The sequence below is a fragment of the Thalassotalea profundi genome (genome assembly GCF_014653195.1).
Taxonomy (GTDB): domain Bacteria; phylum Pseudomonadota; class Gammaproteobacteria; order Enterobacterales; family Alteromonadaceae; genus Thalassotalea_B; species Thalassotalea_B profundi.
Genome location: NZ_BNAH01000002.1, coordinates 269,880 through 295,925, shown reverse-complemented (window position 1 = coordinate 295,925; position 26,046 = coordinate 269,880). Strand labels below are relative to the sequence as shown.

Annotated in this window: 26 protein-coding genes; 23 read left to right on the top strand and 3 right to left on the bottom strand. The window is 35.4% G+C overall.

Annotated elements, in window-relative coordinates; translation table 11 throughout:
- The 15 genes from IE155_RS03495 (at position 1) to IE155_RS03425 (ending at position 12,365) form a co-directional block, all read left to right on the top strand.
- Entirely contained in the window at positions 1 to 984 is a 984-nt protein-coding gene (locus IE155_RS03495; RefSeq protein ID WP_189376716.1) for a substrate-binding periplasmic protein, read from the top strand.
- Positions 981 to 1,547: a CBU_0592 family membrane protein gene (locus IE155_RS03490; protein ID WP_189376715.1), complete on the top strand. Its 567-nt coding sequence runs from the start codon at positions 981 to 983 to the stop codon at positions 1,545 to 1,547. Before IE155_RS03495 ends, IE155_RS03490 begins: the two co-directional genes overlap by 4 nt.
- A 144-nt stretch (positions 1,548 to 1,691) precedes the next feature.
- The gene (locus IE155_RS03485; protein WP_189376714.1) at positions 1,692 to 2,186 is read left to right on the top strand and encodes a DUF2878 domain-containing protein; all 495 of its coding nucleotides are present in this window, start codon (positions 1,692 to 1,694) and stop codon (positions 2,184 to 2,186) included.
- Positions 2,179 to 2,733 carry a chalcone isomerase family protein gene (locus tag IE155_RS03480; protein ID WP_189376713.1) on the top strand — a complete coding sequence of 185 codons (555 nt, stop codon included), beginning with the start codon at positions 2,179 to 2,181 and terminating at the stop codon, positions 2,731 to 2,733. The genes IE155_RS03485 and IE155_RS03480 overlap by 8 nt, the downstream gene beginning before the upstream one ends.
- Entirely contained in the window at positions 2,726 to 3,280 is a 555-nt protein-coding gene (locus tag IE155_RS03475) for a DUF3833 domain-containing protein (protein WP_189376712.1), read from the top strand. The genes IE155_RS03480 and IE155_RS03475 overlap by 8 nt, the downstream gene beginning before the upstream one ends.
- Before the next feature lie 36 nt (positions 3,281 to 3,316).
- Complete coding sequence (locus tag IE155_RS03470) at positions 3,317 to 3,916, top strand: LON peptidase substrate-binding domain-containing protein (RefSeq protein WP_189376711.1); 600 nt, start codon at positions 3,317 to 3,319, stop codon at positions 3,914 to 3,916.
- 95 nt (positions 3,917 to 4,011) lie between these two features.
- Positions 4,012 to 4,629, top strand: coding sequence for a sigma-70 family RNA polymerase sigma factor (locus IE155_RS03465; RefSeq protein ID WP_189376710.1), 618 nt, complete (start codon positions 4,012 to 4,014; stop codon positions 4,627 to 4,629).
- On the top strand, positions 4,622 to 5,320 hold the full coding sequence (locus tag IE155_RS03460) for a ChrR family anti-sigma-E factor (protein ID WP_189376709.1): 699 nt from the start codon (positions 4,622 to 4,624) through the stop codon (positions 5,318 to 5,320). The genes IE155_RS03465 and IE155_RS03460 overlap by 8 nt, the downstream gene beginning before the upstream one ends.
- Before the next feature lie 35 nt (positions 5,321 to 5,355).
- On the top strand, positions 5,356 to 6,315 hold the full coding sequence (locus IE155_RS03455) for a YbgA family protein (RefSeq protein WP_189376708.1): 960 nt from the start codon (positions 5,356 to 5,358) through the stop codon (positions 6,313 to 6,315).
- A 98-nt stretch (positions 6,316 to 6,413) separates the two neighbouring features.
- Complete coding sequence (gene phrB, locus IE155_RS03450) at positions 6,414 to 7,787, top strand: deoxyribodipyrimidine photo-lyase (RefSeq protein WP_189376707.1); 1,374 nt, start codon at positions 6,414 to 6,416, stop codon at positions 7,785 to 7,787.
- A gap of 30 nt (positions 7,788 to 7,817) precedes the next feature.
- Complete coding sequence (locus IE155_RS03445; RefSeq protein WP_189376706.1) at positions 7,818 to 8,279, top strand: nuclear transport factor 2 family protein; 462 nt, start codon at positions 7,818 to 7,820, stop codon at positions 8,277 to 8,279.
- Entirely contained in the window at positions 8,279 to 8,995 is a 717-nt protein-coding gene (locus IE155_RS03440; RefSeq protein WP_189376705.1) for an SDR family NAD(P)-dependent oxidoreductase, read from the top strand. The genes IE155_RS03445 and IE155_RS03440 overlap by 1 nt, the downstream gene beginning before the upstream one ends.
- 3 nt (positions 8,996 to 8,998) lie before the next feature.
- On the top strand, positions 8,999 to 10,270 hold the full coding sequence (locus tag IE155_RS03435; RefSeq protein ID WP_189376704.1) for an NAD(P)/FAD-dependent oxidoreductase: 1,272 nt from the start codon (positions 8,999 to 9,001) through the stop codon (positions 10,268 to 10,270).
- A 2-nt stretch (positions 10,271 to 10,272) separates the two neighbouring features.
- On the top strand, positions 10,273 to 11,082 hold the full coding sequence (locus tag IE155_RS03430; RefSeq protein WP_189376703.1) for a DUF1365 domain-containing protein: 810 nt from the start codon (positions 10,273 to 10,275) through the stop codon (positions 11,080 to 11,082).
- Between the two features lie 56 nt (positions 11,083 to 11,138).
- Positions 11,139 to 12,365: an SAM-dependent methyltransferase gene (locus tag IE155_RS03425; protein WP_229816998.1), complete on the top strand. Its 1,227-nt coding sequence runs from the start codon at positions 11,139 to 11,141 to the stop codon at positions 12,363 to 12,365.
- 44 nt (positions 12,366 to 12,409) lie between these two features.
- Here IE155_RS03425 and IE155_RS03420 read toward each other — a convergent pair whose 3' ends face one another.
- Entirely contained in the window at positions 12,410 to 13,063 is a 654-nt protein-coding gene (locus IE155_RS03420) for a glutathione S-transferase (protein ID WP_189376702.1), read from the bottom strand.
- Between the two features lie 132 nt (positions 13,064 to 13,195).
- Here IE155_RS03420 and IE155_RS03415 point away from each other — a divergent pair, with 132 nt between their 5' ends.
- The 3 genes from IE155_RS03415 to IE155_RS03405 all read left to right on the top strand — a co-directional run bounded on the left by IE155_RS03415 (position 13,196) and on the right by IE155_RS03405 (position 18,451).
- Positions 13,196 to 15,538: a peptidase U32 family protein gene (locus IE155_RS03415; RefSeq protein ID WP_189376701.1), complete on the top strand. Its 2,343-nt coding sequence runs from the start codon at positions 13,196 to 13,198 to the stop codon at positions 15,536 to 15,538.
- A 24-nt stretch (positions 15,539 to 15,562) separates the two neighbouring features.
- Entirely contained in the window at positions 15,563 to 16,588 is a 1,026-nt protein-coding gene (locus IE155_RS03410) for a serine hydrolase domain-containing protein (protein WP_189376700.1), read from the top strand.
- 291 nt (positions 16,589 to 16,879) lie between these two features.
- A complete protein-coding gene (locus IE155_RS03405; RefSeq protein WP_189376699.1) occupies positions 16,880 to 18,451 on the top strand; it encodes a protein adenylyltransferase SelO in 1,572 nt (523 codons plus the stop codon).
- A 22-nt stretch (positions 18,452 to 18,473) separates the two neighbouring features.
- On the opposite strand, the gene IE155_RS03400 is transcribed toward IE155_RS03405, so the two are convergent.
- On the bottom strand, positions 18,474 to 18,908 hold the full coding sequence (locus IE155_RS03400) for a CBS domain-containing protein (protein ID WP_189376698.1): 435 nt from the start codon (positions 18,906 to 18,908) through the stop codon (positions 18,474 to 18,476).
- Positions 18,909 to 18,966: 58 nt separating this feature from the next.
- Positions 18,967 to 19,461 (bottom strand): hypothetical protein, encoded by a 495-nt coding sequence (locus IE155_RS03395; RefSeq protein ID WP_229816996.1) that lies wholly within the window; start codon positions 19,459 to 19,461, stop codon positions 18,967 to 18,969.
- 220 nt (positions 19,462 to 19,681) lie between these two features.
- Here IE155_RS03395 and IE155_RS03390 point away from each other — a divergent pair, with 220 nt between their 5' ends.
- The 5 genes from IE155_RS03390 to IE155_RS03370 all read left to right on the top strand — a co-directional run bounded on the left by IE155_RS03390 (position 19,682) and on the right by IE155_RS03370 (position 26,042).
- Positions 19,682 to 21,925 (top strand): ABC transporter permease subunit, encoded by a 2,244-nt coding sequence (locus tag IE155_RS03390; protein WP_229816994.1) that lies wholly within the window; start codon positions 19,682 to 19,684, stop codon positions 21,923 to 21,925.
- A 15-nt stretch (positions 21,926 to 21,940) separates the two neighbouring features.
- The gene (gene pstA / locus IE155_RS03385) at positions 21,941 to 23,578 is read left to right on the top strand and encodes a phosphate ABC transporter permease PstA (RefSeq protein WP_189376697.1); all 1,638 of its coding nucleotides are present in this window, start codon (positions 21,941 to 21,943) and stop codon (positions 23,576 to 23,578) included.
- A 69-nt stretch (positions 23,579 to 23,647) separates the two neighbouring features.
- Positions 23,648 to 24,472, top strand: a complete 825-nt coding sequence (pstB, locus tag IE155_RS03380; protein ID WP_189376696.1) for a phosphate ABC transporter ATP-binding protein PstB — start codon at positions 23,648 to 23,650, stop codon at positions 24,470 to 24,472.
- Between the two features lie 40 nt (positions 24,473 to 24,512).
- Positions 24,513 to 25,214, top strand: a complete 702-nt coding sequence (phoU, locus tag IE155_RS03375) for a phosphate signaling complex protein PhoU (RefSeq protein WP_189376695.1) — start codon at positions 24,513 to 24,515, stop codon at positions 25,212 to 25,214.
- Between the two features lie 147 nt (positions 25,215 to 25,361).
- Positions 25,362 to 26,042: a TIGR00153 family protein gene (locus tag IE155_RS03370; RefSeq protein ID WP_189376694.1), complete on the top strand. Its 681-nt coding sequence runs from the start codon at positions 25,362 to 25,364 to the stop codon at positions 26,040 to 26,042.
- The last annotated feature ends 4 nt before the right edge of the window (positions 26,043 to 26,046 follow it).

Genomic DNA, 26,046 nt, shown 5'->3' with positions numbered 1-26,046 from the left:
ATGCAAAAATTAATTATATTACTGTTAACCTTAGTACTTATTCCATTTTGTTCATTGGCAAACTCTATTTCAGTGTCGACTAATAAATGGGCTCCTTATATTCATGCTGAACATCAACCTCTAGGTACTGCTGCAGATATACTTCAACAAGTCATGGGACAAGAGTTCATTAGTATACAGTGGCATTATCAAAACTATGATTTAGCGCTAAAGTTAGTGAGTGAAGGTAAACAAGAAGCTGCATTTCCTTATTTTAAAACACCTGAAAGAGAGGAACTTGTATTATTTTCTCGACCAATATTCAGTGTTACAAGCAGTATTTACTATAATCGACAACGCCAAAATGATTTTGATTTGACTCAGTTAAATAAGCATAAGTTTGGACGCGTTTCTGGATACAGTTATGGGGAGGTTATTGATGCTTATCTTACCGATGCTGTTATTTATCCTAATGAAATAGATGCCTTAGAAAGCTTATTTAAAAATGAGATAGACTTTTTACCCATGACTGAAAGTGTGATGAATACCCTGCTTAATCATACTTATCGAGATCAAGCATTACTTATCAAAAAAATTGAAGCAATAGTTGAACATGATACTCTTCATTTAATTGCCCCTAAAACAGATGATGGAACTCTGTTAATAAGCAGAGTTAATCAATTGTTAAAACAAGTAAAAGATGTGAAAAGTTTACAACCTGGCCCTGTAGAACGTTTTATACCTAAAGATATAGCCAAGTTAATTACAGCAGAGGGGTATCCTGCTATTGTTGGTCAAAGTTCATTAAGTAATATTACGCAGTACTATACATTACCTCAAGGAACTCAAGTGCTTATATTAAGCTGGAGTGATAAAATTCTTAAGCCTTCAAGTACGGATCGTCTATATAAAAGCATGATTGATCTTAGTCATGTTGTCGTGCTTAATGGCCCACATGTGGGTAAAGAGCTTTATATTAAAAATATGCATTTAGAAATTCAATGATAGCGGCAATTTTAGGATGGATAGGTTCAATACTTTACCTTATTAATCATGGATATATATCCAGCGTAAAACAATGGAATCCTAACATTTATTATGGTGGTAATTTAATTGCTGCATTGTCATTAGTGATAAGTTCTCTGATGATATTCTCTTCTCAAGCCGTTGTTATCAATGGATTTTGGGCTTTTATATCAATATTGTTAATTGTAAAGTTTGAGGTTGCTAAAATACCTTTCTCTAAACGAGTTTTTTATTTAGGGTTAATATTTATTTTGGCTTGGGCAGCCTATATAGGATTTGAATATAGTGTAACATCTATTAATTTTTATACTGTTTTAGGGTGGTCTTCTAGCTATGTTTTCTGCTTATCTTATTTTTTATTTTGTAGTAAAAAATTAAACGATATTAAATATTTACTTTTTAATGCTTATGCTGCTACCGCACTTTTACCTATTTTATGGAGCCAAGGTAATTGGCCTGTATTTAGCCTTGAGGTTTGTTGGGCAGTAATTTCTGTATATGGATTATATTCAAGAATAGAAAAAGTTCATCTAATTGACTAAGTTAATCGGCCTATTCAACAATCATAATTTTTACCAATATAAGAAGCGGAAATACTTCATTTTTTATCAATAATATAGATTAACTAATCCAAACGCCGCCTTCCTTCGTATATTGATATATTAACGTTTATAAACTTGAATTAAATGATACTTAATATCGTCGGACTTAACATAATTTGGTTTGGATTGGTGCTTTTGGGGGATAGCTTTATTCCTTTGGCATTAATCGCGTTATACTTTCATATCACTATTATCTCAAAAGTTAAAAATGAAATATGGCTGATCGTTTGTATTAGTGTTGTTGGGATAATTTGCGATTCGTTATTACAGTTTTTTCAACTATTCATATTCGAAAGTAATCATCATCTTCCTTTTTGGTTAATGACATTGTGGCCATGTTTTGCTGCTACTATTTGTCATAGTTTGAAAGTGCTCACTTTGTCAAAGTTATATCAAATGTTAGTCGGTGCTTTATTCGCCCCCTTAAGTTATTTAGCGGGTTACAAGCTAAATGTTATTGATTTTGGCCAATCACTTTTAGTGACTTACATTGTCTTAAGTGTCGTTTGGGCAGGCTTGTTTCTCTTATTTTTCTATCTAAAAGCAAATTTTACGCAAGAAGAGGGATGCCATGTTTAAATTTATCATTGTTATTATATTGAGTGTTACTCCATTTGAGGTGTTGTCAAAATCTAGAACAGTACCTTTTGATACACAACATGATTTGAAACAGGTGATAAAAAACGGTGAGTTTGTTTATCTTGGTAAAGCAACCTTCTCAATTTTATTCTGGGATTTATATAAAAGTAAGCTTTCAACTACTACAGGAAAGTATCCAATTGATAATAAAAAAGAACAGCTAATTTATGAAATTCACTATTTAGCTAATATCTCCAGCGATGATCTTATTAAACGTACGGTAGAGCAATGGCAGCATTTAAATGTACCTAAAATTCAATATCAAGAGTATTTAGCAGACTTAAAACGAATATGGCCAGATATAGAAAAAGGAGACAAGTTAGCACTTTTGCTTTTAGAAGCAAAAAGCGTTTTTTATTTTAATGATGCATATATTGGGGTTATAGATTCACCTAAGTTTGGACAGCTATTTCTTGACATTTGGCTGTCTGAAGAAACGAGTCAACCGTTATTAAGGCGAGATCTGTTAGGAAATAATTATGGATAAATTTATCAGAAGATTCTGCATTTTGTTGTTAAACCTTGCAATCTCTAGTTGCTCTACAGAATTATCAGACTATGAGAGAGTAGAAAAACCTTTTGATATTAAAAAGTATTTTAATGGCGAAGTTACCGCTTGGGGTATGATTCAAAGTTATACAAATAAAGTTGAAAGACGTTTTTGTGTTGAAATTATAGGTTCATGGCAAGGTAATAAAGGCACATTAGCAGAAACATTTTATTTTGATGATGGTGAAATTAGTTATCGAAATTGGCAGTTAATTCAACAACCTGAAGGCCATTATCTTGGCACAGCAGAAGATGTCTCTGGTATGGCTATCGGTAAACATCAGGGATTTGCGTTCCAATTTCAGTACCAATTAGAATTATCGCTCGAGGGCAAAACCTATGAGATGACTATGGACGATTGGATGTACCAACTTGATCAGTATCGAGTGATAAATAAAACAAGCATGTCGAAGTTTGGTATTAAAGTCGCTGAGATAACGCTGTTCTTTGATAAAGAATTACCAGCAACATCTTGCTCTGTTTAAGTTAAGAATATTAAATATTGACGAGGTGAACAATTAATGACTAAAGCTGTAGTAAATTTACCTATTTTTCCTTTACCTGTTTATCTTCTACCGGAAGGTATTACACGCCTTCGTATTTTTGAACAACGGTATTTGAAAATGATCAAAATAGCGACAAAAGGGCAAGGTTTTGTCATTTTTTCTGCCATAGATAAAAATATTGATGCAGCAAATAAATCCAACTTATTTTGGGGAAGTTGCGTTGAAATTATCAACTTCGATCAATCAAAAGATGGTGTGTTAGAAGTGGATGTTAAGTGTAAATCTTTAGTCGAAATATTATCAACGACCGTTGATGATGATAATTTAATGTTTGGTGACGTGATTCAGCTACCTCATTGGTCACAGACTAAAAGCCCCTACCCGTTGGGCGAGTTGTCAACGTCATTAGAGTCTTTATTTAATAATAATCCATTATTAGATGCCTTATACCCTAAAAAAAATATTGATAATGAAGTTTGGGTAGTCGCTCGGTGGTTAGAGTTATTGCCAGTGAGTAGTGAAATAAAAAACTCTTTTGTCACCAGTCAAAATTATGAAGCTGCAAGAGGTTTTGTTGAATCAATTTTTTTAAATAGCCCTTCATTAGCTAAATAGACGAAAATAATTTCAAATAAACACTCATTGAGTGATCTATAACTTTTTTTCACTCGTATAACACCCTAGAAATAAAATTTATGTGGTGTTCAGTAATGCAAACAAACTTGCTAAGCAACGTGACAAGTGCTAAATCTACACTTATGACAGATAAAATAGATCACCCCCAGCTTTGTCAGTGGTTAGACGATGTTGCTACCACTAGAGATAAAAAAGCATTCACTCAACTCTTTCAGTTTTTTGCCCCTAAAATTCAGCGTATAGCTTATGGTAAGTTTCAAAATGAAACACAAGCCTGTGAAGTTGTACAAGAAACAATGAGCAATGTTTGGCGAAAGGCGCACCTTTTTGATGCCAGTAAAGGGGCGGCAACAACGTGGGTGTATACCGTAATGCGTAATGTCACTTTTGATATGTTGCGTAAAATCAAAGGCAATAGAGAAGATAATTTAAGTGATGATATTTGGCCATTAGCAGAACAGTCCATTAGCAATGAAGAGTGCTTTGATGATCACCTTGAAAACTCACAATTATTAAGTGTAATTGACACATTACCAGAAGCACAAAAGCAAATTGTTAAAGGGTTCTACTTCATGGAAATGTCACAAGAGCAGCTTGCAACACATCTAAATTTACCCTTGGGTACAATAAAATCTCGTTTGCGTTTAGCGTTAGCTAAACTCAAAGTGCAGTTAGGAGACAATAATGATTAAGCATCATCCATCATTTGAATTAATTCAATCATTTGTAAATGGTGATTTACCCGCATCTTTATCTGCTGGTATCGCTATTCATGCTGACATGTGCCCTAAATGCCAACAAATAATTTCACAATTAACAGAACAGGTTGCTGAGAATAGTTTTGAAGAAACCTTCCTGGATCGTTTTATTGTCGATGATATGAGCGACTTTGATGATAACAACATGAGTAATAATGATCTTAAGTTTACCGATATGATAGACAATATTACCTCGTCTGAAGAAATCGCTGTAGCCAAAACAAAAGTTGAGAAAACCATTAACTTTAGAGAGAAGACGTATCAACTTCCATCAGCATTACATAGTATGAAATTAGGTAAAACAGCTCAAATTGGTAAGCTTTCTCGTGCTCGTGTTCAACTTGATGAGGGAGAGATTCACACCACTCTTTTACATATTTCTCCTGGTGGGGGTGTACCTGAACATACGCACAAGGGATTCGAATTAACAGTTTTACTTGATGGTTCATTTCATGATGAACAAGGCGAATACGTTAAAGGCGACTTTATAATGCTGGATTCATCCCACCAACATCATCCAATATCAATACAAGGGTGTTTGTGTTACACGGTTGCCAATGATGCACTACACTTTACACAAGGTATAAATAAATTACTGAATCCTATTGGTGCTTTTATTTACTAATGCTTTGATGATTAGTGAGCTATTAAGGAAATATTATGATCCATGTTGTCGAAAAAAAAGATCTGTTGATCGGCATTAGTGCTTGTTTGATTGGGGAAAAAGTGCGCTTTGATGCCAGTAATAAACCGTCAAATTTCTGTATTCATGAGTTAGGTAAGCATGTTACGTATAAATCCTATTGCCCTGAAGTGGCTATAGGCTTACCTATCCCAAGGCCAACAATTCGTCAAATAAAGAAAGGTGATGTTATCAGTGTCTCTAGGCCTGATGGTAGTGGTGATGTAACTGAGGCTCTTAAAGCATATGGGCAAAAAATTGCCAAAATAAGTGAAGAATTAAGTGGTTATGTCTTTTGCGCTAAAAGTCCAAGTTGCGGAATGGAAAGAGTAAAAGTGTATTCGCCAGAGGGCAATGCTTTACCTTCAACAGGTATAGGGACGTTTACTAAAGAAATAATGGAAGCTAATCCATTACTTCCATGTGAGGAAAATGGTCGCTTAAATGACGCATTAATTCGTGAAAACTTTGTTGCTCGGGTATATGCATACAAACATTGGCAAAACTTAAAAGCATCAGGTTTAACAAAGCATAAATTAACAACCTTTCATAGCCAATATAAGTATACGGTAATGAGTCATGACTTAGTTGCATATAAAAAGTTAGGGCAGTTATTAGCGAGAGCTGATCTACCATTAGCTGAAATGTCAGCGCAATATATTTTGGGTTTGATGACAGCACTAAAAGTTATAGCAACTCGGAAAAAACATGCAAATACGTTAGCGCATATTCAAGGTTATTTCTCTAAACATTTACAAGCTAATGAACGCCAAGAACTTTGTGAGCAAATTAATGCTTATCGTGAAGGTCTTGTGCCATTAGTTGCCCCGTTAACGTTAATTAAACATTACTTATTGCAGTACCCCAAGGATTACTTAACAAAACAGTCATATTTATCTCCTTATCCAGATGAGCTAAAGCTCAGATATGCTTATTAAAGCAATTAGGTTAATACAGTTTTAATAATATTTATTTGTCTTGAATGTTCAGTGGTTTTATTGACATAACAACTATAGCAGTTGATTGAGGATTAATTTTGATACTTTGGTTTCGTAATGACTTAAGAACACATGATAACCCTGCATTACACTATTTTTTGGCTAATAGAGATTCAGGAAAATCGAATAAGGCATTTTTTTTTGTTTCTGAAAAACAGTGGAAAATACATGATTGGTCACCGATAAAAATTGATTTTATCATGCGCCATGCTAAAGCTCTTGTGCATGAACTCGCCACACACAATATTGAACTTGAGTTAGTTACTGTCGATGATTTTTCCGCTCAAATAGCTTATCTTAAACATTACTGCCAACAACATAACATTGCTGCTGTCATTGCCAATAGTGAAGTTGAGCTTAATGAAAGGCAACGCGATGAAACATGTATATCACAAGGCATACCGCTAACACTGTTTGAAGCTGATGTCATTGTCCCTAAGGGGAAAGTGCTCAACCAAGCGGGAAAAATGTTTAAAGTGTTCACCCCCTTTAAAAAAGCGTGGTTACAGTATGTTCGTCAACATGGTTTTGACTATCTAGGTAAAGCCCGACATAGCAATATAGGTCATTCTTCTATTAACGATGAAGGTGTAAGTTGTTCTAGTGCATGGCCATTAGCGACAAAATATGAAACAAATGCTTTGTCTCGCTTTTTAGGGGAGAAAATTTCAGCGTATTCATCAAATCGAGATATTCCGTCAATTAAAGGCACTTCGGGAATTTCACCGTATTTAGCTGCTGGCGTTATTAGCCCTCGCTTTGTTTTGTTCTCTTTACTTAATCGTTATCCAGACCTTTTACTGGCCACTGACAGCCCCGAATTTTCTTGGCTAAATGAAATAATATGGCGAGAATTTTATCGTCATTTACTTTTTCATGAACAACGATTATGTAAGCACCAATGTTTTAATGAAAAATACCAAGCAATACATTGGCACAATGATCCAATACTTTTTAAAGCATGGTGTGAAGGCACAACGGGTTACCCGTTAGTTGATGCTGCTATGCGACAATTAAATCAAACGGGTTGGATGCATAATCGGTTAAGAATGGTGGTTGCTAGCTTTTTAACTAAGCACTTATTAATTGATTGGCGATTAGGTGAGAAATATTTTATGGAACACTTAATTGATGGTGATTTAGCATCTAATAATGGCGGCTGGCAATGGGCGGCAAGCACTGGATGCGATGCTCAACCTTACTTTAGAATTTTTAACCCTATAAGACAAAGTGAACGATTTGATCCTGATGGCGAGTTTATACGTAAGTATATACCGGAGCTTAAAGATGTTGTGGGTAAGCATATTCATTTTCCGCACCAGTACATTAAAAGTAATCAACTCAATGTGTATTGGCCTGCGATAGTAGATCATAAAGAAGCTCGATTAAAAGCACTTAATTTTTATAAATAGGTTGGCAGAAAAGCCATTACGGTAATTATCATGCAAAGAAATGTAGATAGTAAATTATCGTCACAATCGGAATTGTGGCTAAAAGATTTTATTGATGTTTATCAAACGCTTTCTACAAAAAACTTAGGTTTATTAGAGACGATTTATCATAAGGAAGTGACCTTTATTGATCCTATTCATCAAATTGAAGGCTTAGATAATTTACATCGTTATTTTCAACATTTATATGAAAATTTATCTAGTTGTGATTTCGTTATTGAGCATGTCATATCTCAAGAAAAAGAGGCTGCAATTTATTGGCAAATGTCGTATCAACATCCAAAGCTAAATAAAGGAAAAATAGTAGAGGTTCAAGGTAGCTCTCATATCAAGTCGCAAGAAGATAAAATTATTTATCATCGGGATTATCTAGACTTAGGTGCAATGTTATACGAACAACTTCCTGTTTTTGGTCAATTAACTAAATGGATAAAAACAAGGGCGGCAAATTAATGTCAACTAAAACCGTATTAATTACCGGAGCAACTTCAGGAATAGGCGCTGCATTATTTGAACAGTACACTCAAAATGGTGAACAGGTAATTGCATGTGGTAGAGATAAAACAAAGCTAGCAGCAATAGCGGAACGAGCATATCAAACATGTTCTTTTGATATGACAGTGCCTCATGAGATCGCTGACGCAACTCAGCATATTAATCTAATAGATATTCTGATTTTAAATGCAGGTAATTGTCGTTATATCGACAATGCTAAAGCATTTGATGGCGAACTATTTTCTGATGTTATTTCAACTAACTTAACTGCCTTAGGTTGGTTATTACAATATTTATTGCCTAAAGTATCTTCTGGAGGACAAGTGGTTTTTGTCAGCTCTAGTGCAACGATTTTACCTTTTCCTCGAAGCGAAGCTTATGGCGCATCTAAAGCCGGTATTGATTACTTGGCTAATAGTTTACGTTTTGACTTAGTAGAGGAAGAGATAGATGTGACACTAATTCATCCGGGTTTTGTTAAAACACCTTTAACAGATAAAAACACGTTTAACATGCCATTTTTAATAACGAGTGAAGAAGCAGCTAAACGAATGATTAAAGGTATTGATAAACGCAAGAAATATCTGCATTTCCCGAAACGATTAACGTTTCTTTTAAAATTCATTTCATTTCTTCCATCGTCATTATGGCAAGCACTGATCACGAGGAAATAAAACATGAAAAATATTGCAGTGATTGGTTCGGGCATTTCCGGATTATCAGCCGCTTATTTATTATCGAAAAAACATAAAGTAAGTGTATTTGAAAAAAATGATCGAATAGGGGGGCATACCGCAACGGTTGATATTGAAAAATCGGGTGAAAATTTCGCCATTGATACCGGTTTTATTGTCTTTAATGATAAAACCTATCCTAATTTCTTAGCTTTACTTGATGAGATAGGAGTCGGAAAACAAGCCACTGAGATGAGCTTTTCAGTGCATAATTGCCATACTGGCTTGGAATATAATGGTCATAATCTTGATACCTTATTCGCTCAGCGTAGTAACCTATTCAAGCCTAAATTCTGGCTGTTGGTCAAAGAAATATTACGATTTAATAAACGCTGCAAAGCGATTTATCATCAGCAGGACTTTAAAAGTGGCTATACCTTGGGGAACTTCCTTCGAGAAAATAGTTTCAGTTCATTTTTTGCTGAGCATTATATCTTACCTATGGGGGCTGCCATTTGGTCAAGCTCATTAGCCCAAATGGAAGATTTTGAATTTAAGTTCTTTGTACAGTTTTTTCATAATCATGGCTTACTGAATATTGCTGATCGGCCACAGTGGTATGTTATTCCAAGAGGCTCACGTAGTTACCTAGCACCACTGTGCCAGTCATTTTCAGATAATATTAAAGTGAACGCTAATATCAGTGGTATTACGCGAAACAACGATAAAGTGCACATTCATTTTAATGATATGCCAAGTGAAACCTTCGATGAAGTGATAATAGCTTGCCACTCTGATCAAGCGCTTGAATTACTCAATGATGCGACTGAGGATGAAATAAATATTTTATCTGCGATGCCTTACAGTGAAAATTCTGTCGTGCTGCATACAGATGTTGCCTTACTACCTCATAGAGAAAAGGCGTGGGCGAGTTGGAATTATCAACTAAGTCAAGATCGTACGAAAGCCGCCAGTGTGACTTATAATATGAATATTCTACAAGGCATTAAAAGCGAACATACCTTTTGTGTCACGTTAAATCAGAAAGAGGCAATTGATCCTAATAAAATATTAAAAGAATTTATTTATCATCATCCTATTTTTTCCACTGAATCAATTAACGCGCAGCAGCAACGAGACCTTATCTGTGGCAAACAACATACCCATTTCGCTGGGGCGTATTGGCATAACGGTTTTCATGAAGACGGCATTAGAAGCGCTGTTGAAGTAGCCAAACGCTTTGATTGTTTTTTAAATAAATCAAATGAATATTAGCTATGCCTGATTCATTTACCAACAGTAGTATTTACCAAGGAAATATTATACATCGGCGTTTTAGCCCCAAAAAGCATAGCTTTGACTATCGATTATTTATGTTGGCACTCGATGTTTCCGATGTTGAAAAAGCATCTTTCAATAAAGGTATTTTTGGGTTTTCGTGGTTTTATCCATTACGATTTGTTGAAAAAGACTATTTAAAAGAAAATTTTGACAATAACGTAAATAATAAAATTAAAAGTGAACCTTATTCATTATCTCAACGTATAACTAGCAAAGTACGTTCATTAAATGGCCATCAAGATATAAGTCGCATAGTCATGTTGGTGCAAGTTAGGTGTTTTGGTATTTATTTTAGCCCAGCCAACTTTTATTTTTGTTATGACCAATCAGGTGACTGTACGCAAATGTTAGCTGAGGTAAGTAATACACCTTGGAATGAAAGGCATTATTACTTAGTTGATTTATCAGAAGAATCTAGCGAGTTGACTACTAAAAAAGTTTTTCAGGTGTCGCCTTTTATGGATTTAGACATGACGTATTTTTGGCATATAAAACCACCAACGACTATAAACGATAAGTTAGTGGTGACCATCGAAAATAAGCAAATAAATGAAGACAATGGTGCTTTTGAAAAGCTGTTTGATGCAAGTTTAATAATGCGTAAACAACCTTTTAACCAACGTAATTTATTGCGTATTTGGTGCCAATTACCGGTAATGACACTAAAAGTTATTCTAGGTATTTATTGGCAGGCATTAAGGCTTTTTATTAAACGAGTGCCATTTCTAGGTTACCAAAAAAAGTAGATTAATTTAAAAACTCAAGTATGGCATTAGATAGTAGAAGAATTTAGGAGTGAACAATGGAACAAATTGAAAGTATGAGCGTACTAGCGTCAGCTAAATGGTTTGATAAGCGTTGTCGCTCTTTAGTTCATTCTGTTTTTGAAAAGCTCAGCTATGGTCAGTTAGAAGTAGTCGAAGGTGCTAATCAGTACTATTTCCCACAATATGCTAATGGTTCTTCTATAAAAGCTAAAATACTGATTCATGATCTGAGTGTCTATCGTGACTTTGTTAAAGGCGGAAGTATTGGCGTGGCAGAGGCTTTTATAGCAGGAAAATGGAGTAGTCCAAACCTGACGCAAGTGATCAGAATATTTGCGCAAGCACAGCAACAAACAGATAATTTAGAAGCTAATAAATCATGGTTAAACACGCTAAAAAATACATTGATTCATTGGCAAAATAGAAATACTCAATCAGGTTCAAAACGAAACATTCTAGCGCATTATGATTTAGGCAATGAACTTTATACGCGTTTTTTAGATAAAGAAATGATGTATTCTTCAGCTATATACCCTTCAGAAAGCTCAAATTTAGATCAAGCACAGCTATATAAGCTTGAAACAATTTGTCAACGCCTTGAACTTAATGAAACTGACCACTTATTAGAAATAGGAACAGGTTGGGGCGGATTAGCTATTTATGCGGCGCAACATTATGGCTGTAAAGTGACTACGACAACGATTTCTGAAGAACAATACCATTATGCTCAAACCCGCATTGAAAAATTAGGTTTAACCGACAAAATCACCTTATTAAAAGAAGATTATCGTGATCTTACGGGGTGTTACGACAAAGTTGTGTCTATAGAAATGATTGAGGCGGTGGGTTATCAATTTTTACCTAGTTTTTTTAAGCAATGTAATGATCGCTTAAAAAAAGGGGGAAAACTATTGATACAGTCGATAACCATTGCAGATCAACGTTTTGATTATTACAAAAACAATGTTGATTTTATTCAGCGTTATATATTTCCTGGTGGGTTCTTACCTTCTGTTAATGTACTTACACAACATTTAACAGACCATAGTGAATTAGTGGTTGAAACACTCGATGACATTGGTCTTGATTACGCGAAGACCTTAGCTGATTGGCGAGATAATTTTTTAGCCGCTTGGCCTGAAATTAAGCAGTATCATTATGACGAAACTTTTAAGCGCTTATGGCTCTATTATTTTGCTTATTGCGAAGGTGCTTTTTTAGAACGTTCTACGAGTGCTGTACATTTGGTCGCGAGAAAATAGTAAAATTAAGTATTAGTAAAAGCTTAAAAGCCATAACAGCGGCCTTATTTTTTTTCTGTAAAAATAATTTGATCACTTTGCTCAGTCCATAATGGATACTTGGTCATTATTTTTGTAAACATAGGACTTTGTAAATAACGATTGAGCCATTGCTTAAGCTTCGGGTAGGGAGATTGTAAATACCATTGACGTTCTACTCTTGCAAATTGGCGAATAAAAGGCAAAAGGGCGATATCAGCTAAACTTTCTTGGTCACCAAAAAAATACTTGTAAGTGGTTAAGCGTTTTTCTAACTGTTGAATATAAGTTTCACAGGCTTGGCGATATTGTACAAGATTTGATTCATGATAACGTTTTGCGCATTTATATTGTTCTAATGCTTGTTTAAATTCCTGATCAAATTGATTAATTAGTACTAACATTTCATCTAAATTCTCGGTCGTAGAGAGGAGTAAATTATTAGGATCTTTTTCGCTTAACGCCCACAGCATTACATCTAAACTTTCATCAATTACTTGCCCTGAAGGTAATACAACAATAGGTACTGTGCCTTTGGGGGAAGCGGCTAACATGGCCGTTGGCTTATCCGTTAATACGACATCGCGTAATTCAATGGCAATAGTTGATTTGTAGATTGCGAGTCGTGCGCGCATGGCGTAAGGGCAGTTTCGTAATGAATATAATATAGGTAAAGTCATTTATGCTAAGGCACTTATTCAATTTGTTTCAAGACTAAGCTTACTTTAGCGGTGTTCAGCAGGCAAATATACGGGTAAGATCACGGTCAATAAATACAGAGATGAATAAATTGACAAAAATAAGTTGTATAAATGAATCCTAAGATTGAACTATTAGCGCCAGGCGGCGATGTTGATGCCATTAAAGCGGCAATTATTGCGGGTGCTGATGCGGTTTATTGTGGTTTAGATACCTTTAATGCTCGTAACCGAGCCTCTAATATTTCTTTTGATGAGCTTGTCGGTATTATTCGACTAGCGCATGAATATCAGTGCCAAATATTTTTAACACTTAACATTGTTATTTTAGAACGTGAATTTAAAACCTTAACGACATTATTAAATAAACTGGTTAATACCACGTTAGATGGTGTCATAGTACAAGATATCGGCTTATGTTACGTGCTGAGAAAATATTATCCTACTTTAGATATCCATGCTTCAACACAGCTTACTACTCATAATATTGGCCAAATTCCATTTCTAAAAAAACTTGGCGCATCTCGCGTTAATTTATCAAGAGAACTCAATTTACGTGAAATTACCGCTATGGCAAAAGTGGGTCACGAGCATAATGTGCTAACTGAAGTGTTTGTGCACGGCTCGCTGTGTGTTGCATTTTCAGGTTTATGTTATTCAACTTCAGCGAGTGTGGGTAACTCGGGTAATCGTGGGCGTTGTAGCCAAGCTTGTCGTGAAGAATACGAAACGACGGAATCAGGTAATAATTTTCCTTTAAATATTAAAGATAATTCAGCCTTTTTTGACTTACCTGCGTTAATAGAAGCGGGTGTACATTCGTTTAAAATTGAAGGGCGTATTAAAGGCGCAAGTTATGTGCATACAGTGGTTGATAGTTTTCGTAAGCAAATCGACGGCTTCGTTAAAACAGGTGAGTTAACACAAGACGGTGAACGCTTATACAAAGTGTTTAACCGCGACTTTTCTAATGCGTTTTTACGTGGCGATTTAAATCAATCAATGTTTATTGAAAACCCACGCGATAACTCAAAAAATCATGCCATTAAAAACCATTCATTAAAAACCTATGGCACGGACGCGAGCAATTCGATTTCCGTAGTACAAATTCAAGAAGTAGAGCAAGGTTTAAATAAAGAAAAAGATCAAATAACCGCCAGTGTTTTTGATAAAATTAAACACCTTAGTATCGATAAAATTCCCTTATATTTAACTTTTTCAGGCGATGTAGGGCAACCGTTATCAATTACAGTAACTACAGAAACTAGTGGGTTTGGGGTAAATAGCGCAGATGAGCAAACGCAAAAAAGTTTTGTGGTCAATTCTGAACAGTTATTAACACTAAGTGAAGAGTTTGGTATTGATCAAGCGGCTATTGAAAAGCGCTTTAAGAGTTTAGCGAGCGCTGAGTATGATTTAAAAGCATTAAACATTAATGCGTTAGCCAGTAATGTCAGTATTCCATTTAAAGTATTAACTCTCTTGAAAAATGAAATTGCCTCTACTTTAATTAAGCAAGATATCGTACCAAGTATCGAATTGCCTAAACTTGAACGTCATGCCAAAGTAATAGCTGATGAGAATAAGCCACAAAAACGAGCTAACCTTTCTGTATTAATTTGTGATGAAGCCGATATTGCTTTAGCCGATGAAACTGATGCCGCTATCTTTTTTAAATTGCCCGATGCTTATAAACGAGGTTGCACTAAATACGTCGATTTTTTTCGTGAAAACCCGCGTTTAATTCCTTGGTTCCCGTCAGTGTTAATTGGCAAAGACTACGACGTGGCACTCAATATTTTAGAGCAGGTTAAACCAGAGCTGATTGTCACTAATAACACGGGCATTGCCTATCGCGCTTATGAATTGGGTATTAAATGGATAGCAGGCCCCTTTTTAAATACCACTAATTCATATGCATTATTAGCGTTGCAAGAACAATTCAATTGCAATGGTGCGTTTATTTCTAATGAAATTAACAAGCAACAGATTAAAACCATTGCTCGCCCTAAAAACTTTAAAATGATGTACAGTATTTATCATCCTATTTTATTAATGGCGAGTCGTCAGTGCTTCTTTCAGCAAAGTGTTGGCTGTGAAAAACCACGTATTGATAACGGCTGTATGCTTTCTTGTGATAAATCAACCAGTATTACTAATCTTAAGGGCGTATCCTTTGCTATCGATAAACAAAAAGCGGGTTATCCGAGTATTTATAATAAAGATCAATTTTTAAATACTGATGTGATAGATGATCTAGCTGATATGTTTGATGATTTTATGATAGATCTCACCAATATTGGTGCAGGTGACAAAAAGTCTCCAGACAAAGTTATGCTTATTAAACAGTTTGAACAACTACTTAGTGGTGAATTAACAGATGATTCACCTGTTAAAGAAACATTAAGCATTATGGTACCAGAGCAGACTAATATTCAGTATTTTAATGGTTTATAAATAACTAGCTAAAGACGAATTGATATGAATAAAAAAATAATATTATTAATAAGATTGCTTGCAGCAATAGTAACTATTGGTTGTATTTATGTTTTTGCGCCTTGGAAAGCGGCTATTTATTATTTTTATCCTTTGCCGGCAACTGTGCAAGAGCAAGTTGATGATGCCGTAAATGAAGGTTTAGATGGCATTATTGTGTATGTTCAACAAGGAGAGAAACAACCTGAATTTTATGCTAGTGGTTGGCATAACAGAGCTGAAGAAATTCCAGCAGATCCTAATGCATTATTCAAAATTGCTAGTATTGGAAAATTATATCGGGCATCAGCAATAGCGAAACTTGTCGCTAACGGTACTTTGTCTCTCGATGGTACGCTTGCTGAGTATTTGCCTTCAATGCAAGGGCGTATTGAAAATGCCGATGACATTACCTTGCGAATGCTTGTACAACATCGAAGTGGTATACCAAATTATACCGATCAAGACGGTTTTTCTTGGTCAGAGCATGGAATTGGTGTTAACGCTAATTTAGCATTGATTGTAGATTTACCCGCAGATTTTGAACCGGGAAGTGACTACGGATATTCAAATACGAATTATTTACTCCTTGGCATGATCATGGACAGGGTTCTGGGTTATGCAAATGAAGAATTTATTAAGCAAGAAATATTAGCCCCACTTGCGCTTTCACATACCTTTCTTTCGATAAAGGATATTAACTTAGACGAGCTGATGAGCGGTTATTATGTTGGATATGACAGTGATTTTAAAGCACTTGATCAAGGTTTTATTGCGACAGCCGAAGATGTTGGGGTATTTATACGCGCGTTAAATGATGGCTCATTATTTACCGATAAAGAGCAGCAAATATATAGTGCAATTTATGAGTATGAACATACAGGTTGGGTCATTGGCTATTATAGTATCGCGCGTTATCATAAAGATATTGATGCTGTAGTGATTCAGTTTGTCAATACTGTGGGTGAAAACACCTTGTTATTCTCAAATACGGTTTATAGTCGGATTATTAAGATAATAGAAAATAGATAGTTTAAATACTTTCCTTTCTGTTAATTATTCGAATTATATTGTCGGCACAGCGACAATATAACTAAATAATAAGACTAAGGGATAACGTATTGATCTTATTTATATTTAACAGCATCCCCGATACATTTGACTAAAGCCCAACAAGACTAGATTAAACTTTCACAGACATAACCTTATTTGAACCAATCTGTCTATGTTAAACTACCCTAACTTAATTGTACTGCCGTATCCCCATTTGTTTAACTTAGTTTGGGTATTACCTAATTTGAATTAACTAATTATAGGCCTTATGTGACCACTATAAATCTTGTTTTTGATAATCAGTTTTTAAAACATTTCCCTGTTGATGAAGTTACTGAAAACTACCCGCGACAAGTCAGTCAGGCATATTCGTGGGCAACACCTAAAAAAACGGCTGAACCAAAACTTATTGCGGTTACACAAACGTTAGCTTCGGATATTGGCTTTAATCTTGATGAAAACTTAGCGTTATTTACTGATGTGCTTTCAGGTAATGCGTTATTAGAGGGCATGCAACCTTATGCAATGAATTACGGAGGTCATCAATTTGGGCATTGGGCGGGGCAATTGGGTGATGGTCGAGCAATTAATTTAGGCCAAGTGAAAACGCAAAAATCAGGGTTGTTAACATTACAATTAAAAGGTGCTGGGCCGACACCTTATTCGCGAACAGCTGACGGTTTAGCGGTATTACGTTCTTCGGTACGTGAATTCTTGTGTTCAGAAGCTATGTATCATTTAGGAATACCAACAACGCGTGCGTTAAGTTTATGTTTAACGGGCGATGATGTTATCCGCGATATGTTTTATAACGGAAATGCTAAAGCTGAACCTGGTGCAGTTGTATGTCGTGTATCAAAAAGTTTTTTACGCTTTGGATGTTTTCAATTACCCGCTTCACGAAAAGATACCAGGTTATTAAAACAGCTCGTTGACTTTTCTATAACGCAAAACTTTCCTCATATAGGGGAGCCTTGTAAAGCTACATACATAGAGTGGTTTAAGGAAGTGAGTGAGAGTACTTGCCAGTTAATAGTTCATTGGATGCGGGTTGGTTTCGTACATGGCGTGATGAATACCGATAATTTATCTATTATTGGTGAAACGATAGATTATGGCCCTTATGGTTGGATAGATAATTTTGATTTAAATTGGACTCCGAACACCACTGATTCACAAGGTAAACGTTATTGTTTTGGCGCTCAGGCTGAAATCGGCCAATGGAATTTGTTTCAATTAGCCAATGCTATTTATCCTTTAATTGGAGACGCCGAACCACTTAATCAAATACTTAATGACTATGCAGAACGCTATCAACAACGTTGGAGAAATATGATGGCATCTAAGCTAGGTTTTGAGTGTTATATAAATGACGAAGATGACATTTTGTTTATTGAACTAGAAAAAATAATGACATCATTAGAAATAGATATGACATTGTTTTATCGCGTACTAGCAACAGCAACTGCTGAAAATAGTATTGATGCTTTACGTTTTTTTAATGATTGCTTCTACCAACCGGAGAAATTAGAGCAAACTGATAAACTACGGTTTGTTGAATGGTTGGCGAATTACTTTAAACGACTAGAAAAAAATAAAGAAGATCACAACCAGCGTAAACAAAATATGAATAGTGTTAACCCTAAATATGTGCTGAGAAATTACATTTCGCAACAAGCTATTGAGCAAGCAGAACAAGGAGATTATGAGCTACTCAATACCTTGCAAATAGTCTTTAAAAGGCCTTATGACGAGCAACCAGAGTTTGAAGAGTTTGCTGCTAAGCGTCCGCAGTGGGCAAAAAATAAAGCCGGCTGTTCCATGCTCTCTTGCAGCTCTTAGTCTCTTTATATCTTTGCAAAGGTTAACTGTTAGTTTGCGCTATTTTCTTTAAGTGTTGCAACGCGGCTACTTTAATAATATCTCGCCAAGAAATTATCCCAACAGGTTGATATTCATCATTAATTATAGGTAAGCAAGAAATATGATGTTTATAAAATAATAGCACCGCTTCATTTATTGTGCTGTTTTCGTTGGTGGTAACTAAGTCGCGTGACATGATTAGATGCACTTTTTTATGTAGTAATGTACTGTCTCTTGGGGTTTCTTTACTGGTGCCAATATAAGGACTTAGGTGTTTATAAAGATCTCTATCAGTAATAACACCAGCAAGCTCTTTATTATTTAATACTAATATATGATGGATATTATGTTGTTCAAAAATATTTTTAGCTTTATTTAAATCATCATCTATATCGAGAGTAATTAATTTTTTTGACATTATTTGACTGATACTCATGATAAGTTACCCCCATTTAATTCCCATTGCATTATTAGTAAAATAGCTTAAAGTATATTTATTTAGTTCGCGTTACTCGAACAGATCTGCTTTGCCCTTCTTTATTTAATTTATACGAACTCAATAATCCACGTTTTATTAAAACAGTATCATTTTCTTTTAAATAAATTTTTTCTGAGTTAGTTTGGCTCCATACTTGGCTATTATCTAGTGTGATAATGAACTTTCCGCGAAGTGTTTTCGTTATTGAAGTGATTTTTGCTTTTACTACGATACCTTTATCTTTATCGACTTCTTTATACTCAATACCAAAATCATCAGGTACTTTTTGTGTTGCTACAGTTTCAGCCATTGGTTTATGTTTTTGGTTTGCTGTAGGTTGGGGTGATGATGAACCAGCCACCACTTTGTCGTAACAATGTAGACGATTATCATTATTTTCAATAAAACTACATGCTTGTATAGCCTTTATATTTATGTCATTTTGAGCAGCAAAGATTGGTGCGGGTAATATAAATAATAATGGGATTAAATTTGTTTTTATTGTATTCATAAAGTCCTTCAATATTTTGGATTTAAAAGCGGGCTTAATATTTACTCATTATTAATTAATGAAGAATGAAGTCATTTTCCCTCTTAGTATAATAGCTTACTAATCTTAAACCTAGTTCAATTCAAAATAGTTTAAGGCGTATTTTACTCTGTCACAAAAGTGTCATACAACTGTCTTATAATTACTGCAATTAATTAAAATAGCTATTTAGGATTTTTAAGTGACAATTGCATTGAAATCAACTGGACCTCGTCAGTTGAAAAATTCACTAGCAAAATGGCTGATAACACTTGGCGGTATAAGTGTGTTATTTACCCTAGTGCTAATTTTTATGTATTTACTTTATGTAATTAAGCCTATTTTTGTATCTGCGGAAATAGATAAAAAACAAGCGTTTGAGATTACAACTAGCGAAAATGTTGCATCAATTGGTATTGATGAGCTTAAAGAACTTAGTTACGTAATCACTGATGATGGTCAAATAGACTACTATCAATTAGTTGAAACTAATCAACATCAAGTAGGCGAGCAAGTTTATTCACAAAGCTTATTAGCTGAAGATATAACACTTGATCAAATTATTGATATTAGTATCGAAGAAAAGCTATTAGTGGGTGAAAATGGTCAAGTTCAATTAGTTTCACCTAAATTCATGTCTCAGTTTGCTAAAGATATCCGTACCATAGTACCGAATATTACTTATCCACTCGGTGAAGATCCAATTACAATTGATCAGGAAGGGCAGGCATTGTCCTTAGTATCGTTTGCTATGAATGATGAGCGAGCTGTCTTTGTTGCATTTACGAAAGATAATCGTTTGATAAAAACAACTTTAATTGCTGAAGATGATTTTAGTTACGATGCCGCCCATGAAGCGGTATACCAAGAAATTGATACGCAATCTTCACATTTTGATGACATTTTAGTGACCCCTGATTTAGCTATGGTGTTTGCGCGTTCTGGTGATCAAGTTTTTGTTTATGACCTGTCAGATGATTATGATGTTGAATTAAAAGCGACTATTATTCCGCAATTATCTCAAAATAGAACTAAGTCATTACATATAACGTCAATGGCGTTACTTTCTGGTAGTAGCTCAATATTACTTGGTGATAGTAGCGGAAAGGTAAGCCAATGGTTTGAAGTTGCAGGTGAAGAGGGGCGTGAATTTAAACAAGTCAGAACTTTTCAAGCGGCCGATAATCAGAAGATAACCGCGATATATACTGAGCAATTTCGTAAAAGCTTTTATACCATGACTGCTACAGGCGAGCTTGGCTTATTTTATACAACTAGTGAAGCTGAATTGTGGCGTGGACAGTTAAATTCAATAGAGCCTGTGCACTTATCAATATCTCCGCGTGCGGATGCGTTAATTTCATTAAGTGGGAAAAGCTTCTCAATATTTACTGTTGAGAATGAACACCCTGAAGTGACTTGGAGCGCTTTATGGAAAGAAGTGTGGTATGAAGGTTACCCTGAACCCGAGTATATTTGGCAATCTACATCAGGCTCAGATGATTTTGAAGCAAAATTTTCATTAGTACCTATTTCGTTCGGTACCATAAAAGCAGCTTCTTACGCTATGTTATTTGCTGTACCTATTGCATTAACTGCGGCAATTTATACGGCTTACTTTATGACCCCTAGTATGCGTAGAAAGGTTAAGCCAACAATTGAATTGATGGAAGCTTTACCTACAGTTATTTTAGGTTTCTTAGCCGGTCTTTGGTTAGCTCCAATCATTGAAAAGTATTTACCTGCTGTTGCCTTACTTTTATTGTTTTTACCCTTGTCAGTATTCTTAACTGCTTATCTATGGTTTAAGTTACCAAAAGAAATTAAAATTAAGCTTCCCGAAACATTAGCGCCATTATTGCTAATCCCTGCTTTATTATTAGCAGCCTATTCAGCCTTTAGCTTATCTCCTGTGCTTGAACATTATTTCTTTGGCGGAGATGTTAGGCAATTTATCACCAATGATTTAAATATCGACTTTGATCAACGTAATGCGTTAGTGGTGGGGATTGCTATGGGGTTTGCCGTTATTCCTACGATATTCTCTATGGCTGAAGATGCTATTTTTAGTGTACCTAAGCATTTAACGAGTGGTTCATTAGCCTTAGGCGCAACCCAATGGCAAACATTAGTAAAAGTTGTATTACTGACCGCTAGCCCAGGTATTTTTTCTGCAGTAATGATGGGGCTAGGTCGCGCAGTTGGGGAAACCATGATAGTACTTATGGCTACAGGTAATACACCAATACTCGATTGGAACTTCTTTGAAGGAATGCGCACGTTAGCGGCAAATATAGCGGTTGAAATGCCAGAATCTGAAGTGGGTAGTACTCATTATCGAATTCTATTTTTAGCGGCTTTTGTTTTATTTGTATTTACTTTTATTTTCAACACGGCGGCTGAATTTATACGTCAGCGCTTACGTGAAAAATACAGCTCGTTATAAGTTGAGGAACTAAGAATGAATAAGTGGTTTAAATCGGGTTCCCCATGGATTTGGTTATCAGCGGCCGGCGTAAGTATAAGTTTAATTTCAGTATTAGGCTTACTATGGTTAATTGCGTCAAGAGGGTTATCATACTTTTGGCCAGCAGACCTTTATCAATTTGAAATGCTTGATGAACAAGGTCGTACTTCAACCGTTATTGGAGAAGTTTATGACCGTGAAGAAATTCCAGCAAAACAATTAGTACATCTTGATATTCAGCTTGAACCTGGTCAAGAAACAATAGAACGCTATCTTGTAAAAACCGGAAACCGTGAATTGGTGAGTTTAGATTTTCGTTGGATTTTAGTACCGCAAATTAGAAAAACATCTACACCTGAAAATATCGCGGTAATTGAGCGTCGAACTAATGGTAATTTTTACGGTGTTATTGAATCGTTAGTATTAGATGGTAACTCGGTATCGCTAGATAAAATGCCTGAATTACTTGAAAGAGTTGAAGCATTTCAAGAAGAAATAGAAGCACTTCAAAAAGTTGATATTGGTGCAATTAATTATAAATTAGAACGCTTAAGGTTAACTGAGCGTAAGCATCAGCTAGGTAATAATTTAACTGACGAAATAGCTAATGAAATTAATACTCAAGTTCAAATCTTAAAAGATGAATATAAAGTACTTGAAGCTAAATTAATGTCATTAAGAGATACAGTGTCAAGAGATCAGCTCGTTGTTAAAGCGATGGACGGCACACTAGTAACGATTGGTTTTGAAGATATTCTACAAATTAACTTTAATAACCAAATGAACGTGCTGGAAAAGTTAAAGTTGTTTTTTGTACAAATCGGTAACTTTATTACAGATGATCCACGTGAAGCTAATACCGAAGGAGGGGTGTTTCCTGCTATTTTCGGTACAGTATTAATGGTGTTACTGATGACGGTTATTGTTTCACCTTTAGGTGTGGTTGCTGCCATTTATTTGCATGAATACGCGGGTAATAATGCATTAACGAAATTATTACGCATAGCCGTGATAAATTTAGCGGGTGTTCCATCAATCGTCTATGGGGTATTTGGTTTAGGTTTCTTTGTTTATATGGTTGGTGGCAATTTAGACCAATTGTTTTACCCCGAAACATTACCAAGCCCTACATTTGGAACACCAGGGGTTATGTGGTCAGCGATTACATTAGCTATTTTAACGTTACCTGTGGTTATTGTTTCAACAGAAGAGGGATTAGCGCGTATACCTTCTGCAATGAGGCATGGTAGTTTAGCTTTAGGCGCTACTAAAGCTGAAACCTTATGGCGCATTATTTTGCCTATTGCTAGTCCTGCTATTATGACTGGAATTATTTTAGCTATTGCTCGTGCAGCAGGTGAAGTTGCGCCACTTATGTTGGTCGGTGTTGTTAAAATGGCGCCTAATTTACCGCTTGATGGCAACTTTCCATTTCTGCATTTAGACCGTAAGTTTATGCATTTAGGTTTCCATATTTACGATGTAGGGTTTCAAAGCCCCAATGTTGAGGCGGCAAGACCGTTAGTGTATGCAACCGCATTACTACTAGTGACAATTATTGTTGCATTAAATATGACTGCAGTGTCGATACGAAACCGTTTAAGAGAAAAATACCGAATGTTAGAACATTAATTTAGGTAATAAATAATATACCGAGTGTTTTAATCAAACGAACAAAATTAAATGTAAAAAGAGAACAATATGATTTCTGTTAGCCCGAAAGCGATTTTACAATCACAGACGAAATTAGATCTGAATAACTTATCACCTGATCAGGTGGCATTAGAAATTAAAAATTTAGATTTATATTATGGCGAAAAGCAAGCATTGCAAAACATTTCAATGTCGATCCCTAAAGGTCAAGTAACTGCATTTATTGGACCTAGTGGTTGTGGTAAATCAACATTATTACGTTGTATAAACCGCATGAACGACTTGGTCGACATTTGCCGTATAAAAGGGGAAATTAATCTCCATGGTGAAAATATTTATGAAAAGCATGTTGATGTTGCGGCGCTGCGCCGTAAAGTTGGTATGGTATTTCAACGCCCAAATCCTTTTCCTAAAAGTATTTATGAAAATGTAGTCTATGGTTTGAGAATTACAGGTGAAAATAATCGTAGAGTGTTAGATGAAGCAGTTGAAACATCTTTACGAAGTGCTGCTTTGTGGAATGAAGTAAAAGACCGTTTACATGAAAGCGCATTGGGCTTATCGGGTGGGCAGCAGCAGCGTTTAGTTATAGCACGTGCCATTGCGATTCAACCCGAGGTATTACTACTGGATGAGCCTACATCTGCATTGGATCCTATATCAACTCTCACAATTGAAGAGTTGATCAACGATCTTAAAAAACAATTTACAGTGGTGATCGTGACTCATAATATGCAGCAAGCGGCACGGGTTTCAGATCAAACCGCATTTATGTATATGGGAGATTTGATCGAATATAACGATACAAACACCTTATTTACGACACCAAACCAAAAGAAAACTGAAGATTATATTACTGGCCGTTATGGTTAATCACGACGATAAAACCAATTGGAATAAATAGGAGAATTTAATGGATAATTTAAATCTTGGTCGTCATATATCCGGCCAGTTTAATGAAGATTTAGAACGTGTTATCAATCATGTAATGCAGATGGGTGGATTAGTTGAAAAACAGCTGTCAGATGCTTTATTAGCCGTACATGATGCAGATGAGGAACTAGCGCGTAAAGTGCATAAAAATGATTATCAAATCAATAGCCTCGAAGTAAGTATTGATGATGAATGTACGCGAATAATTGCAAAACGTCAGCCAACAGCAGGCGATTTAAGGTTAATTATGGCGATCGTGAAAACGATTGCAGACCTTGAGCGAATTGGTGATGAAGTAAAAAAAATTGCACAAGTTGCTTTAGAAAGCCTTTCTGGACAACAAAAAGACTTATTAATCAATTTAGATAACTTAGGTCGAAGAGTACTTGAGTTTTTACAGGCAACGCTCGATGCTTTTACACGTATGGATGTTGAAGCTGCAATAGCGACTCATCAAAGTGATACTAAAATTGATAGAGAATATGAAGCGCTTATGCGTCAATTAATGACCTATATGATGGAAGAGCCTCGCACCATTCCACAAGTTATGAGCGTTATTTGGTCAGCTAGAGCTTTAGAGCGTATTGGTGATCGATGCCAAAATATATGTGAATATATTATTTATTTTGTTAAAGGTAAGGTGGTACGTCATACCACGGCCGATGATATCAAGAAAGTCTAATCAATTAATTCGTCAAATTATCCTCATATGCACTATGATTAGGTTGATGCTTAATGATAGTGCATAAAGTCATTTTCTAATGCGGTTAAATAAGTTAATATCCGCCGCGAAGACAATAAAGAGTTAACTACTCCTGGAAATAACAATATGGCCAGTAATTCAATATTAGGTGTTTTTGCGAAATCACCTATCAAACCATTAGAAAAACATATTCGAATGGTAAGCAAATGTTCTAAGCAGTTAGTACCATTTTTTGACGCTGTTTATGCAAAAAATTGGACAGAAGCTGCAAAAATTAGAACTCATATTTCAAAACTTGAACGTGATGCAGATGATTTAAAAAGACAGCTACGCATGGAATTGCCTGGTGGTCTATTTATGCCTGTTGATCGTACCGATATTCTTGAATTGTTATCACAACAAGACAAGATTGCCAATAAAGCGAAAGATATTGCAGGGCGCATTGTAGGGCGTAACCTTGAAATACCTGAGGCACTACAAGAAGCGTTTGCTAAGTATGTGAAGCGAAATATCGATGCGATTGCCAAAGCGGCAGAAGCAATAAATGAATTGGATGATTTATTACAAACAGGGTTTCGTGGAAGAGAAGTAGAATTAGTTGATAAAATTATTCATCAACTAGATGAAATTGAAAACGAAACCGATATCTTACAAGTTGATATTCGTAAGGATTTACTTGCAATTGAAGCTAATATGAATCCGGTTGATGTTATGTTTTTGTATCAAATAATTGATTGGGTAGGAGACCTAGCTGATTTAGCCGAAAGAGTCGGTGCTCGATTAGAAATTTTACTGGCTAGAAAATAAGGGT